The following is a 12,553-nucleotide window of genomic DNA, read 5'->3' as shown; positions in this document are numbered from 1 at the left end:
GGCCACACGGATGGGCACACCCATGTCCACCCCAGTCGATCACGCCGTTGAACCTGTGGGCAGAATGGTGAACTGCCCCTGATCCGATGTCACTTGGCGGCTGTGAGCTGGGAGTTCGTGGTTGCTCGGTAGTAGTTGGCTTCGTATGCCACAGACGGCATGTGCCCTATCTCACCGTGGAGCCGACGGTGGTTGTACCAGTCGACCCACTCGGCGGTGGTGAGCTCGACATGCGAACGCGGTGCCGGCGTCGAGGGACAGACCGAGGGCGGCAGCCGCCGTCACTCCGAGTCGCAGCAGGTTCTTGCGCAATGTGGTCATACCTTTCAAGACTCTGGCCGGGCCCGCGAGACCGACAGAGTAGAACATTCATTACCAAATAGAATGTCCAAGGAGGGTCGCTACGTCAATGACGAACGTTCTGCAACTAGTTGGACTGCTAGACCTCCTTGACCTGTTTTCCTTGATCTGTTCCTGGAGTTCTTCGTCACGCACAGTTCCTGGCGATGCTGATGCCGTGTGCTGCCTGCACGGTGCAGCCGAAGCAGTCCCGCAATCTCGGCCATGAACACGACGAGCGCGTGTGTGGCCGGTCGAGCTCGGCCGCGGAAAAGGACGAGGCCGCCTTGTGGATCCCATTCGCCCGCTTCGGCTCGGCGATCTCCTTCTTCAGGGCCTTGACCTGCGCGACCTCCTCGGTCGTCATTCCCGGCCGCTGCCCGGTGTCGATCTGATCCTGGCGGATCCACTTGCGCAGCGTCTCGCGCGAACCGATGCCGGGTTTCTCCATCACCGCGTTCAGCGCGGCAGTCTCAGTCGGATGGTCGTCGCGGACCTCCGCGACCCTGCGGCGGCCGGCACGTCGATCAGGAAACGCGCCACAGTCTCGCGCGTCACCGGCCGGAATTCCGGTGGCCCTGGCGGAATGCGTTGATGCTGCCGAGGTGCCGGGCGCGCTTGTCCTTGTCCCGTACGCCGAGGCCCTCTTCCGGCGCGAGGCACAGCACGCCGACCTTGCCGTGGTGCGCGTTGCGGTGCACGTCGAGCGTGGCCTGGCCGGTGTCCTCCAGCGCGTAGGACTTCGACAGCGTCGGGTGGATGAGCCCCTTGTCGATCAGCCGGTTGGCTTCCCACGACTCCCGGTAGTTCGCGAAGTGCGATCCGATGATCCGCTTGAGGTTCATCCACAGGTACCGGTTGTCGAACTGGTGCATGTACCCCGAGGTGGACGCGCAGGTCACGATCGTGCCGCCCTTGCGGGCCGCGTAGACCGAAGCCCCGAACGTCTCCCGGCCCGGGTGCTCGAACACGATGTCCGCGTCGTCGCCGCCGGTCAGCTCCCTGATGCGGGCGCCGAACCGCTGCCACTCCTTCGGGTCCTGGGTGTGCTCGTCCCGCCAGAATCGGTACCCCTCGGCGCTGCGGTCGATGACCAGCTCCGCACCGAGGCGGTGGCAGATCTCCGCCTTCTCCGGACTGGACACGACGCACACCGGGATGCCGCCGCCGTTGAGCACGTATTGCGTGGCATACGAGCCGAGTCCGCCGGAGGCACCCCAGATCAGGACCACGTCGCCCTGCTTCATGTTCGCGCCGTTGCGCGACACCAGCTGCCGGTACGCGGTCGAGTTGACCAGCCCGGGGCTTGCCGCCTCCTCCCACGTCAGGTGCGCGGGTTTGGGCATCAGCTGGTTCGCCTTCACCAGGGAGATCTCGGCGAGGCCACCGAAGTTGGTCTCGAAACCCCAGATCCGCTGCTCGGGGTCGAGCATCGTGTCGTCGTGGCCCTCGGGCCCTTCCAGCTCGACGCTGAGGCAGTGCGCCACGACCTCGTCGCCGGGCTTCCAGCGGTGCACCCCGGGGCCGGTCCGCAGCACGACACCCGCGGCGTCCGAGCCGACCACGTGCTGGGGCAGGTCGTGCCGCTTCGACAGCGGGGACAGCTTCCCGTAGCGCCGGAGGAACTTGAAGGTCGGCAAGGGCTCGAAGAGCGAGGTCCAGACCGTGTTGTAGTTGATCGCGCTCGCCATCACCGCGATCAGCGCCTCACCGGGACCGAGCTCCGGTGTCGGGATCTCCTCCACGTGCAGCGACTTGCGCGGGTCCTTGTCCGCGCTGGGGATGCCCTCGAACATCGAGGTCTCCTCGGCGTGCACGGTCACGCCGCGGTAGCTCTCCGGCACCCGCAGCCCGGCCAGCGCGCCCGGGTCCCCGGTCACGACGGCCTGCTGGATCTCCGTGAGCTCTGTGTTCGGCATGGCTTCCTTCCTTCGCTGGTCCGGTTCACGCCAGGAGGCCCGCGTCGGCCTCGTCGTCCTCGCCGGCACGCCCACCCGGGTGCCACCAGCCGTTCCCGTTCGCCGGCGGCCGTCCGGCCGCGGAGTCAAGGTGGTTGTCACCGGGCCTGCTGAGCCACTCCCGCAGCGCTTCGGCCCACCAAGGCGTGTCGACGACCCAGTCGAGCGCCGGCTGGTCCGCCAGGTGCACCTGTCCCGCGCGGACGCGCGCCAGCTCTTCGGTCCAGCCGGCGACGGCGGTTCCGAAAACGGCCTCCGGGTCGGCGACCCCGAGCGCCTCGCCGATGACCCGCCAGCCGATCCCCTCGGCCCGCGCGGCCACGACGGCCCTCGCCACGTAGCGGGAGACCAGCTCGGTCAGTGCCCGTCCGGCGCGCAGCGCGGCGAGATCGGTGTCGTGCGGCCAGTGGTGTTCCGGGACGACCGTGTGCCGCGCGCAGCGAGCAACCGCCCACGCCGCCTGCGCGGCGGCGACTTTCGCATGCAGCGCAACGGGAAGCCCGTCGAGTTCAGCGTCCGCGCGGGCGTCGGCCACGGCTTTCACCGGTCCCCGGTCCGGATCGTGCCGACCGGCAGCCGTTCCATCACCGAGACCACATCTCGCGCGCTGAGAACCAAAGTGTGCACACGCTCTCCATTGCCACTGCTCACGGGCTGACAGGCCCGACTTCTGGATCACGGACTCGACCACGTCCACCCCGCCGGCCCGGGCGGCACGGCCGGGGACGTTCGCGCCGTGGGGGCGAGCAGAGCCCGGCCCCGCGGCGCGATGCGAAACGGTCGGGCTCAGTCGCGGTACGCGGTGGCCAGCGCCTTGCTGCGCCACGGGGCGATGTGCTCCGCAACCATCGCGTTCTTGACCTCGAGACGCTCGTAAGCGTCGCTGCCCACCAGCAGGTGCGAGGGCAGGGTCTCGCCGTCGGTCACCTCGACGATCAGCGCCGCCCCCTTGACCGGATCCCCGGGCTGGGCGTGGTTGGCCGCGTCGACCCCGTCGCGCACGAGGTGGGCGGGGGTGCCGTCGTAGGCCGCCAGCCGCGCCCCGGAGACCGACATGGAGCTGGCGTCGAGGAGGTCGGTGCGGAACGCCCCGGGCTCGACGACCATGCTCTGGATCCCCAACGGCCCCAGCTCGGCGGCGAGGGCTTCGCTGATGCCGGCGACCGCGAACTTCGAGGCGCTGTACAGGCTCACCCCGGGCTCGCCCTCGAACCCGGCCCGGGAGCCGATGTGCACGATCTTGCCCTTGCCGGCAGCACGCATCGTCGGCAGGACCGCTCGCGTCACGTTGATCAAGCCGAAGACGTTGACGTCGAACAGCGACCTGGCCTCGGCGTCGGTGACCTCCTCCAGTGCACCCACCAGCACCCGGCCCGCATTGTTGACCAGCACGTCGATCGTGGCGAACCGATCGACGACCTGCGCGACGGCACGGTCGATCTGGGCCTGGTCGGTGACATCGAGGGTGACCGGAAGGCATCGCTCGGCGCTGCGCAGGTCGTCGGGCAACGCGTCGACACGCCGGGCGCCGACGGCGACGTCGTGTCCCGCCTCCAGGGCGTGCCGGACTATCTCAACGCCCAGCCCTCGGGCGGCTCCGGTGATGAACCATGTCGCCATGACGGAAACGTCTCCTTCTGCAGGCATCGGTGCTCGCTGCCGGACCGCGGTCCACGGCCCGGCGAAGTTCCTTCTTGATCTGGCGGTGTCGCTCGCGGTGGGCGGTGACTATCCGGCCGGCGCCGCGGCCCGCAAGACCGTGTGGCGATGCGCCGATGCCACAGCACGGACAGGCGTGTCACGACGGCACGGTCAGGACGCTCCGGCCACCTCGTCGGCGTACTTGCGGTTCATGTGCTCGAGCGCCGCGCCGGCTGCGATGCTCGCCTCCTCGCGCCGCGCGAGAATCCGGGCCCGGGCGTCGTGGGACGCCTGGGCGTGGGTCTTCCCCGATCCCTGGAAGTGCGGGGCGACCTGACGGGCGACGAGCTCCCACGAGCGCCACTTCGCCGTCGGGCCGGCCCAATCGTGTGCCAGCAGCAGCACGGTGCCGAACCCGCCGGACTGGTCGACCATGCGCTGGATCTGGCGGCGGACGTCATCGGCCGTGCCGATCGCGCCCAGGCCCGATTCGTTGACGAACTCGATCAGCTCCCGCGTGCTGCCGTCGGGCAGCGTGAGCCCAGGCGTGGCCGCGTTGTCGTTCAGGTGCCTCAACCAGTCCTGCAGCCCGAACTCGACGTCGCGGTATGCCTGCTCCCGGGTCTCGGCGACGTGCACGTTCGTGACCAGCCGCCAGGTCGCGCGGTCGGGCGCCGGACGTCCCGCGTGGGCGGCGCGCTCGGTGGCGATCCCCCAGTGGTACGCCAGCGCGTCGAATCCGTCCTGGCTCATGGTCGCCCCGAGCGAGATCAGGCTCGCACCGCGGCTGCCGGCCAGCCGCGCGCCGGTCGGCGACGCCGTCGCGGCCACCGCGATCTCGAAGCACGGCTCGGTGAACGGGCGCAGCTGCAGCGTCGCGTCGACCAGCGTGTGGCTCCCGACCGTCGTGGTGACCGACTCACCGGCCAGCAGCCGCTGGATGACGTCGAGATGGGTCTCGAGGAGCTCGCGGCTCTCGGTGGGGGTCATGCCGATCATGGCGACGTCGGAGGGCAGGGAGCCGGGACCGACCCCGAGCATCACCCGGCCCTGCGTGAGGTGGTCGAGCATCACCATCCGGTCGGCCACCCACAGCGGATGGTGGTACGGAAGCGAGGTCATGCCGGTCCCGAGGCGGATCCGGGTGGTGCGCTCCGCTGCCGCCGCGATGAAGATCTCGGGCGAGGCGATGAGGTCCCGACCGGTCGAGTGGTGCTCCCCTATCCACGCCTCGTCGAAGCCCAGCCGGTCGAGGTGCGCCATGAAGTCCAGGTCGTGGCGCAGCCACCACGTGGGGCTCTCCCCCAGCGGGTGGATCGGGGGCAGGAACGCACCGAAGCGCAGACTAGTCACAAGTTCTCCACCAGGTCGGCGTTCACATCAGTCACTCGCACTCGCGGCCGCAGCGGTTCCACACGACGGGCGGTGAATGCGCCGGCGATGAGCCGGAGCGGACGGGTGTACTCGGGCAGGTCGGTCGGCACTTGGCGCACGTCCTCGTAGCGCGTGACCAGCCAACCGGTCGTGCCGTCAGCGAGCCGGAACCGGGTGACCGGACGGTCCCGTTGCAGCTCGTTCAGCTCCGGCGGGGGATGGAAGAGTGACGGCGCGGGCGGAAAAGCGGTCAGGACTGGCGCTTTGTCGGCGAAAACCATGAATTAGCCTCCGGAAAGCTGCGTGCGCCCCACGGTAGGCTCTGCGACTCGGCAAGCCATCCCCTAGTTTTCCCGGTGAACCATCCCCTAGTTGTCACTAGGCATCTCTGGGGTCTCTGGGTCACCCTCCCCATGCCCGACCTGGCAGCGGGACTCGACAGGCAGGGGCCGGCAGGCCCGACGTGGACGGAGCTGGTCTGCAGCGTCCACGGGCTCCGCATCGGGCAAGCGCTCGTCCTTCGACCAGATGGCACCGTCCGACCTGGGACGATGGGGCTTGCCTGCATGTTGAGCGCGGTGGCCGTGGCATGGTGGGGCAGGCCGGATCTGTGCTGCTGGTGGAGACATCTCGCAAGAGCGGCCTGGACGTGGCGATATCGGCGGCGTTGGCGCCGTGGCGCAAGCCACGTGCAGTACAAGATCCTGCTGGATGCCGCCCTGGCGTCTGGCGGTGGCGCTGGGTGGGGACTGCCTGGCCGATGTGGGCATGTTGCGGGCCGAGCCGACCGTGTTCGGGCCGGTGGCCTCCGACCCCGGTCTCCCGGCTGATCAGCAAGCTGGCGTCGGCGGACAGCGGTTCCTGGCCGCGCTGCGCACCGCCCGTAAGGAACGGCCGCACCCCGGCGCCCGACTCCGCTTCACCGATGCCGACGGCATGCGGATGACCTGCTTCGCCACCCACACCAACACCGTTGCCACCGCGGCTCTGGAGCTGCGGCACCGCCAGCGGGCCGGAGCCGAGGACCGCATACGCGTCGCACGGGCTGCCCGCGAGCGGAACTCTCCGCTCTGGACAAGCGGAGAGAGTCCGTCAGCAAGCTGACGGACTCCCATACAAGATCGAGGCTGGAGGGCGTCTGAAAAGCTGGTCAGCGGGCAAGTGAAGCGGAAACCTACGGCTGAAGTACTGGGAGTAGGTGCACCTCACCGACCAATGAGACAGATTGCCGCTCCCTGAAGGCCAATCATGCCGCTTTGATCGGGATCCCCCGAAGGCCCCGCAGCGTGAAGTCGGGGCCGAATTCGATTTCGCCCGCGATCTCGAACTCCGGCAACTTGTCCAGCAGCCGATTCAACCAGACGCGCATCTCCATCCGAGCCATATGGATTCCAAGGCAAATATGAGGCCCGAAACCAAAGCCCATATGTGCTTTACGGAGACGGAAGATGTCGAAGGAGTGTGGGTTGTCCCAGCGAGCGGGATCGCGATTCGCGCAGCCCAGAAGAGCCACGACTGCGGAACCCTCGGGGATCGTAAAACCCTCGACCTGCGACTCGTCGCTGCAGGCAAAGCGCAACACCGACTGCGTGAGAGTCGACCAGCGGTGGACCTCTTCGAGCGCGGCCGGAACAAGCGACCTGTCGGCGACCAGCGCGCGACGCTGGTCAGGATGGCGTCCCAGCGCATACAACATCATCGCCATCACCTGCGCCGTACTCTCATTCGCCGCAACCGTCAGCATCGTCCCGTTTGCCAATATCTCCCGATCAGGCATGGACGGCGCGAAATCGTCGAACACCATCTGGGCCATAAGCGATCCATCACTCACCCCCAGCGTTCGGTGCTTTTTGATGAGGCCGGCGATGTACGAGTTCAGAGCAACTGCTGCCGCAGCGCCGTCGGCGACGATCTCCTGACCCCTTGGAGTCGGGTCCAGCCGTGCGCCGAGAGCCGCCGCCGTTGCGTCACTCCATTTGATGAGGTCGTCGTACACATCTTCTTCGGCGCCCAGCAATTGGGCAGTGACAACCGTGGGGATGATCCGCGTCATCTCCGCGAGAGCGTCGAGAGATTCGCCGGAGCGAAGGCGTTCAACGAATTGATCCACGTATACGTCCACAACTCGCTGTATCCGCGCCGCCCAGTCAGCTTCGACAGCCTTGCGCTCGAATCCTGGCTCCCAAATCCTCCGGACCGTCTGATGCCGTGCACCATCAGTGCCGAGAAAAGTCGGTCCGCCGAACGCCTTCTCCATCTCCGGGAGCACGTTTGCAGAGTTGAAATGGCGGATGTCACCCAGCACTCGCGCGCAGTTGTGATGCGACGTGATCATGTACTGATCGTGATGAGAGTTATAGACAACCGGCCCCAAGGCTCGCCATGCAGCCATGGTCTCATAGGGGTCCTGCACGAAGTCAGGGTCAAGCATGTTCAAGTCCACGGTGGGACATTCCGCCGCTGCAGAGTTCATTGCGCGTCCTCTCCCTGATCGGGATCGATATCACCGGGCGTCATTGCGGCCAACACGTGTTCAGCGGGAACGTTATAGCGGTGGGCATCAATCGTGTGCAGCTGGGACAAGCGGATGAGCTCATCTTTGTCAGTCGCCTCGATGAGGCCTCCGCACATCGGGCAGCTCACTTCAAGTCCGACGTCCATGACCGCACCCCCTTCCGGTCCGTCGCCGAGCAGACCCTGGCGTTCCGCCGTGACGCCTCATGAATGACCTCGACTCTGGGAGGCCACATCGACGCGCAGCGGTCGAGTGTGTTCGGAACGGACGCCGAAGAGCACACGCCTCACACAGTCGGCAATCTCGGCGACGTGCTCGCTGATGAAGAAATGCCCTCCGGCCAGGACCTTTATCTCGAAGGATCTCGCTGCATGTCCTCGCCAAGCACTCGCTTCCTCGAGCGATACGCTCGGATCGCGATCGCCGGTTATTGCCATGATCGGCACGTTCAACATCGTCTCCGTTGTTGGCGCACGATAAGACTCGACGGCCCGATAATCGCCACGGATAACGGGAAGGATCACGCGTCTCATCTCGTCATCGTCGAGAAGAGCCGGGTCGGTTCCACCCAGCGATCGAAGGTCGGCAATAATACGGTCATCATCGGCCGCATGAGAATCCTCATCACGATGACACGATGGGGCGCGGCGCCCAGACGCGAACAATGCGAGCGGCGCGCGGCGATTATCTCGCTGGAAGCGACGCGCTACCTCGAACGCTACTACCGAACCCATGCTGTGACCGAAGAATGCGAGTGGCTGCGTTTCCCACGGGATCAACGCCTCACAAATCTCATCGGCGAGCTGACCGATGTCCTCGATCAAAGGCTCGTGACGGCGGTCCTGTCGCCCTGGATACTGGACTCCGAGCACCGATATATCCGGTTCGAGCGAGTTTGCCAGCGAGCGGAAATACCCGGCGGAACCGCCCGCGAACGGAAAGCAGATGAGGTGTACTTGACCGCTCTGAGGTGCGCTTCGCAGCGGCCTGATCCAGGATCCGCCACTCGTGGTTGATGCGTGCACGTTCCTTCTTTCTCAGGCCACGCGACGGCAGCCTCAGACCGTGGCCGTCCGGTCTACTGATCGAATGGGCTCTGCCCTGCCGGAAATTCGAAGGTACCGACCTCCGGCCTGGTCAACGGGATCACTTTGCGACTGGAGAACTTCCAGACCCCATCCTCGCGAACGTATTCGTCCTGGTAGTACGCGGTAGCCCGAGAAGTCCCGCCGGCCCGCACATCACCCTGGGCGAAGACATGGCAGTTACCAGACGCCCGGGATTCGAGAATCTCGTTGATGACATGGTTGACCGTCATGTGGCAAAGATTCTCCATCTGTCCGTAGATATCGACTTCGAAGTGACGCCGGATCTCGTCCTTCCCCGTGAACTTTCCCAGCCCGAAGCTTTCTTCGTCGAAAACCGGGCTGTCGTCGCTCCACAGCTCCATCAAAGAATCGAACTGGCGAGTGTCGAGTCGATAGGCATATTTGGCCGTCAACTCAATGATATCGAGTCGGTCGACCACGAGAGAGAATGCGTTCTCCGTCATCATGAGAAAGCCTCCGGTAACTTGTTCGTGCGCCTGAGGCGCTGGCAGCATTTCGGTTGGCCAATGAGCGACGTCTTATTCGTGGATCGGCACCGGCTCCTATCGGATTTTATTGGGAAGCATCATTCCAGCATCCACGGGGAGAGTGATTCCAGTAGTGTGACGTGCCTCTTCCGACGCCAGATAGACCACGGCGTCGCTGACCCCTTGCGAGTCCAGCCAGCCGGTGGGCAACGCGTTCATGTCTTTCATCACTTCGTTTGCGTCCTCCGGTGTCGGATCGGAGACTTCGGGCAGGAAGATTTTTCGCATCGGAGCATTGTTGACCATCGGCGTGTCGACATTTCCGGGATTGACCGAATTCACGCGTATGTTGTGTGGTGCCAGCTCTGCTGCCAAGGCACGCATCAACCCGACCACGCCGTGCTTGGATGCGGTGTAGTGCGCCATGGTCGGCACGCCGATCAACCCCGCTGTCGAGCTGATGAAGACCAGTGATCCGCCTTCATTCCGTTCGATCATATGGGGAATCACCGCTTTGACGGTTTTCCACGATCCTGTGAGATTGACGTCGATAATTTCTTGCCAGGCTTCATCGGTAAGTTCCCATGAGAACCCGAAGCTGGATATTCCAGCATTTGCACACACGACGTCGATATGACCGAACTCGGCTATCGCCTCATCGACGACACCCTGCAATTCGTTGAAGTTGCGCGTATCCGCCCGGCGTGCAAGGATCCGCCGGCCCAGCTGTTCGACCAGTTGCGTCGTCGAGGCAAGATCCTGACTGTTCGCTCCTGGATACGGCGCGGTTTCGAGGTCTGCGCACAGGTCAACAGCTACGATGTCTGCCCCTTCTTGGGCAAGTCGCACCGCATGCGAACGTCCCATTCCACGCGCAGCTCCAGTAACCAATGCGACTTTCCCGGCGACCCGGCCCATTCCTCAACCTCCACGTCAGAAAACAGGGGTGTCCAATTCACGGCGAAAGAGATGCCCTGAATGTTGAAACTTGAGTGCCCTTCATCACGGCACCGCGGGATCGTTCACTCAGCAGAGGCAAACATGATCAGTTTCACGTCGGCCCCTTCTACCTTGCCGAGATCGTAAGGGCGCCAAGCCATGAAACCTGTTTGGCCGAGGTACCGGCCACTGGTACCCACACTCGGGTAGTAGGCCCAGTCCCCTGACAGGAGCGACCCGAGATCGATCCAACCGGCGACCCGGATCGTTCCGGATCCGTCCTCGAAGACGACTTCATTGGTCAGATAGGCCATGAACTGCTGGTCGGATTCTCGCTGATAGTGAATCTTGTAGCCACCTGAGGTGGTGGCCACTTTTTCACCGGACTTGGTGAACAGGGCGTGCTCGTAGCTACCACCCTGGCCGACCTGGATGTTCTGGAAGTCCTCGATGTCAGTGGTGGCGCTGATCGTTGTCTCGACCAGTTCCTCGTAGCTGTTGATCACGGCTTCGACTCCTTCTTTGTTGAGTTTTTCAGGCCTTGCGGTAGACGTCTTTGAGCGCGATCTTTCCGTCGCTCAGGATGAAGAGGTCAACACCACGATTGACCACCTTTCCGTCCTCGGTCTCCACGGTCCACCGAACCAGCCCCATGTTCTCGCCGAACATGATCGGCGACTCGAACTTCCCGTCGACCCCAGAGGCGACCATCTTTTCGCGCATCGCGTTCAGACTGGTGATCAGATCGCCGATCTGATCCTTGGTGTGGACCGTCCCGAGTCCGTCTCCGTCGGGCGTGATCCACTGCCCGTCATCGGCGAAACATTCGACGGCGGTCTCGATGTCGCCGGCACCCGAGCTCGTGAAGAATCGGTCGATCACTTCTGCTGACATGGGTCCGCTCCGTTCTCGTCGTTGACGGTGTTCATGGGTCATGCGTGCAACCTGACCGGTAGCCGCTCCAGACCACGGAACTGCAGGGTGTAACGCCAGGTGAGTTGTTCCAGTGGCTCGGCCGCCTCCCAGCGCGGGAACCTGTCCAACAGCCGGGCCAGCACGATTTCGCCCTCGAGTCGTGCCAGCGGCGCGCCGACACAGTGATGGATACCGTGGCCGAAGGCCAGATGCGTAGCAGCATTACGGCGAATGTCCAGCCGGTCCGGCTCCGCGAACCGATCCGGGTCCCGATTCCCCGAGGACAGCGCCAGGAACACCACCTCGCCGGCGGGGATGACAGTACCGCCGACCTCCACCGGTTCGGTGGTGTATCGCAATGTAGAAAGATTCAACGGGCTTTCGTAACGCAGGAATTCTTCCACTGCGTTCGGTATGAGGGTGGCATCCCCGCGCAACAGCGCCAGCTGTTCGGGATGCTTCAGCAGGGCGTACACCGAGCTGCTGATCAAGTTCGCGGTGGTCTCGTACCCCGCGTTCATCATCAGGAAGATGGTGGAAAGCAGCTCGGACTCCTCGAACCGCTCCTCGTTGTCCGGATCGATCATCGCGTTGATCAGGTCGTCTGCGCCGTCATGACTGCTCGCCTTCTGGGCAACCAGAGTCCGGAAGTAGTCGAGCGACGCCATGTAGGCCTGATACTTCTCCGCCGGCTCCGAGTCGACACTGGTCAGCGCGCGGTTCCACCGACGAAGATCGTGGTGGGCGGTGCGAGGTACGCCGAGCAACTCGCCGATCACCGCGATGGGGATGGCCATCGCCACCGACTCCACCAGGTCGATCTCGGCTCCCGCCGGGATCGAATCAAGCAGCTCGTCGGTGAGTTCCTCGATGCGCGGCCGCAGATTCAGTGTCCGGCGCATCGTGAACGCCCTGCTGAACATCCGGCGCAGCCGGGAGTGTTGCGGCGGATCGCTGAACAGCATGCTCTCCGACGTGATGGACGCGCCCGAGACATCCTCCGTGCTGTGCTTGGCGATGATCGGTGCGGCACCCCCGGCCGCCTTCGAGAGTCGGGGATCGGCCAGCAGCCGACGCACATCGCTGTATTCGGTGACCAGCCACGAACGCAGGCCTGTGCTCAATGTCTTGATGACGAGCCGCTGAGGACCCCTCCCGGCGCGCATCGCGCGGTAGGTCAGGTACGGGTCCTGGATGAAGTCCCAGCTCAACAGGTCGGCCTCGGCTGTCTCGGTGCCGGAGGTGCAGGGCTTCGTGGAGTCAGTCATGAGGGGGCGTCCCTTGTGCTCAAGTGGC

General features: G+C 64.8%; 14 protein-coding genes and 1 pseudogene. 1 reads left to right on the top strand and 14 read right to left on the bottom strand.

The window, feature by feature from the left end; translation table 11 throughout:
* Positions 1-487: 487 nt before the first annotated feature.
* From AC07FT_RS16745 to AC07FT_RS16720, 6 genes are all read right to left on the bottom strand, one after another.
* The gene (locus tag AC07FT_RS16745; protein WP_479176820.1) at positions 488-793 is read right to left on the bottom strand and encodes a transposase; all 306 of its coding nucleotides are present in this window, start codon (positions 791-793) and stop codon (positions 488-490) included.
* Between the two features lie 100 nt (positions 794-893).
* Positions 894-2,258, bottom strand: coding sequence for a crotonyl-CoA carboxylase/reductase (gene ccrA / locus AC07FT_RS16740; protein ID WP_479176819.1), 1,365 nt, complete (start codon positions 2,256-2,258; stop codon positions 894-896).
* A 25-nt stretch (positions 2,259-2,283) separates the two neighbouring features.
* A complete protein-coding gene (locus AC07FT_RS16735; RefSeq protein ID WP_479176818.1) occupies positions 2,284-2,832 on the bottom strand; it encodes a hypothetical protein in 549 nt (182 codons plus the stop codon).
* A gap of 251 nt (positions 2,833-3,083) precedes the next feature.
* A complete protein-coding gene (locus AC07FT_RS16730; protein ID WP_479176817.1) occupies positions 3,084-3,917 on the bottom strand; it encodes an SDR family NAD(P)-dependent oxidoreductase in 834 nt (277 codons plus the stop codon).
* Positions 3,918-4,109: 192 nt separating this feature from the next.
* Positions 4,110-5,291: an LLM class flavin-dependent oxidoreductase gene (locus AC07FT_RS16725; RefSeq protein ID WP_479176816.1), complete on the bottom strand. Its 1,182-nt coding sequence runs from the start codon at positions 5,289-5,291 to the stop codon at positions 4,110-4,112.
* Positions 5,288-5,593, bottom strand: coding sequence for a hypothetical protein (locus tag AC07FT_RS16720; protein ID WP_479176815.1), 306 nt, complete (start codon positions 5,591-5,593; stop codon positions 5,288-5,290). The genes AC07FT_RS16725 and AC07FT_RS16720 overlap by 4 nt, the downstream gene beginning before the upstream one ends.
* Before the next feature lie 601 nt (positions 5,594-6,194).
* On the opposite strand from AC07FT_RS16720, the pseudogene AC07FT_RS16715 reads away from it, so the two are divergent.
* Positions 6,195-6,380 (top strand): annotated as a pseudogene (locus AC07FT_RS16715) (IS1380 family transposase); the annotation flags it as partial.
* Positions 6,381-6,558: 178 nt separating this feature from the next.
* On the opposite strand, the gene AC07FT_RS16710 reads toward AC07FT_RS16715, so the two are convergent.
* The 8 genes from AC07FT_RS16710 to AC07FT_RS16675 all read right to left on the bottom strand — a co-directional run bounded on the left by AC07FT_RS16710 (position 6,559) and on the right by AC07FT_RS16675 (position 12,525).
* Positions 6,559-7,785, bottom strand: coding sequence for a cytochrome P450 (locus AC07FT_RS16710; RefSeq protein WP_479176814.1), 1,227 nt, complete (start codon positions 7,783-7,785; stop codon positions 6,559-6,561).
* Positions 7,782-7,973: a hypothetical protein gene (locus tag AC07FT_RS16705; RefSeq protein WP_479176813.1), complete on the bottom strand. Its 192-nt coding sequence runs from the start codon at positions 7,971-7,973 to the stop codon at positions 7,782-7,784. The genes AC07FT_RS16710 and AC07FT_RS16705 overlap by 4 nt, the downstream gene beginning before the upstream one ends.
* Before the next feature lie 57 nt (positions 7,974-8,030).
* The gene (locus AC07FT_RS16700; RefSeq protein ID WP_479176812.1) at positions 8,031-8,852 is read right to left on the bottom strand and encodes a thioesterase II family protein; all 822 of its coding nucleotides are present in this window, start codon (positions 8,850-8,852) and stop codon (positions 8,031-8,033) included.
* A 53-nt stretch (positions 8,853-8,905) separates the two neighbouring features.
* The gene (locus tag AC07FT_RS16695; protein ID WP_471198291.1) at positions 8,906-9,382 is read right to left on the bottom strand and encodes a nuclear transport factor 2 family protein; all 477 of its coding nucleotides are present in this window, start codon (positions 9,380-9,382) and stop codon (positions 8,906-8,908) included.
* A 96-nt stretch (positions 9,383-9,478) separates the two neighbouring features.
* The gene (locus AC07FT_RS16690; RefSeq protein ID WP_479176811.1) at positions 9,479-10,321 is read right to left on the bottom strand and encodes a mycofactocin-coupled SDR family oxidoreductase; all 843 of its coding nucleotides are present in this window, start codon (positions 10,319-10,321) and stop codon (positions 9,479-9,481) included.
* 104 nt (positions 10,322-10,425) lie between these two features.
* The gene (locus AC07FT_RS16685) at positions 10,426-10,848 is read right to left on the bottom strand and encodes an allene oxide cyclase barrel-like domain-containing protein (protein ID WP_471198297.1); all 423 of its coding nucleotides are present in this window, start codon (positions 10,846-10,848) and stop codon (positions 10,426-10,428) included.
* A gap of 28 nt (positions 10,849-10,876) precedes the next feature.
* Positions 10,877-11,236 carry a nuclear transport factor 2 family protein gene (locus AC07FT_RS16680; protein ID WP_479176810.1) on the bottom strand — a complete coding sequence of 120 codons (360 nt, stop codon included), beginning with the start codon at positions 11,234-11,236 and terminating at the stop codon, positions 10,877-10,879.
* Between the two features lie 38 nt (positions 11,237-11,274).
* Complete coding sequence (locus tag AC07FT_RS16675; RefSeq protein ID WP_479176809.1) at positions 11,275-12,525, bottom strand: cytochrome P450 family protein; 1,251 nt, start codon at positions 12,523-12,525, stop codon at positions 11,275-11,277.
* Between the last annotated feature and the right edge of the window lie 28 nt (positions 12,526-12,553).

It is taken from the genome of Streptomyces sp. NPDC045899 (genome assembly GCF_056431485.1).
This window is presented reverse-complemented; position numbering and strand designations above follow the sequence as displayed.

Bases quoted from the DNA above. Each gene is read 5' to 3' on its own strand.
- ccrA (WP_479176819.1), bottom strand. From the start codon at position 2,258: ATGCCGAACACAGAGCTCACGGAGATCCAGCAGGCCGTCGTGACCGGG.
- AC07FT_RS16730 (WP_479176817.1), bottom strand. From the start codon at position 3,917: ATGGCGACATGGTTCATCACCGGAGCCGCCCGAGGGCTGGGCGTTGAG.
- AC07FT_RS16720 (WP_479176815.1), bottom strand. From the start codon at position 5,593: ATGGTTTTCGCCGACAAAGCGCCAGTCCTGACCGCTTTTCCGCCCGCG.
- AC07FT_RS16710 (WP_479176814.1), bottom strand. From the start codon at position 7,785: ATGAACTCTGCAGCGGCGGAATGTCCCACCGTGGACTTGAACATGCTT.
- AC07FT_RS16705 (WP_479176813.1), bottom strand. From the start codon at position 7,973: ATGGACGTCGGACTTGAAGTGAGCTGCCCGATGTGCGGAGGCCTCATC.
- AC07FT_RS16695 (WP_471198291.1), bottom strand. From the start codon at position 9,382: ATGATGACGGAGAACGCATTCTCTCTCGTGGTCGACCGACTCGATATC.
- AC07FT_RS16690 (WP_479176811.1), bottom strand. From the start codon at position 10,321: ATGGGCCGGGTCGCCGGGAAAGTCGCATTGGTTACTGGAGCTGCGCGT.
- AC07FT_RS16680 (WP_479176810.1), bottom strand. From the start codon at position 11,236: ATGTCAGCAGAAGTGATCGACCGATTCTTCACGAGCTCGGGTGCCGGC.
- AC07FT_RS16675 (WP_479176809.1), bottom strand. From the start codon at position 12,525: ATGACTGACTCCACGAAGCCCTGCACCTCCGGCACCGAGACAGCCGAG.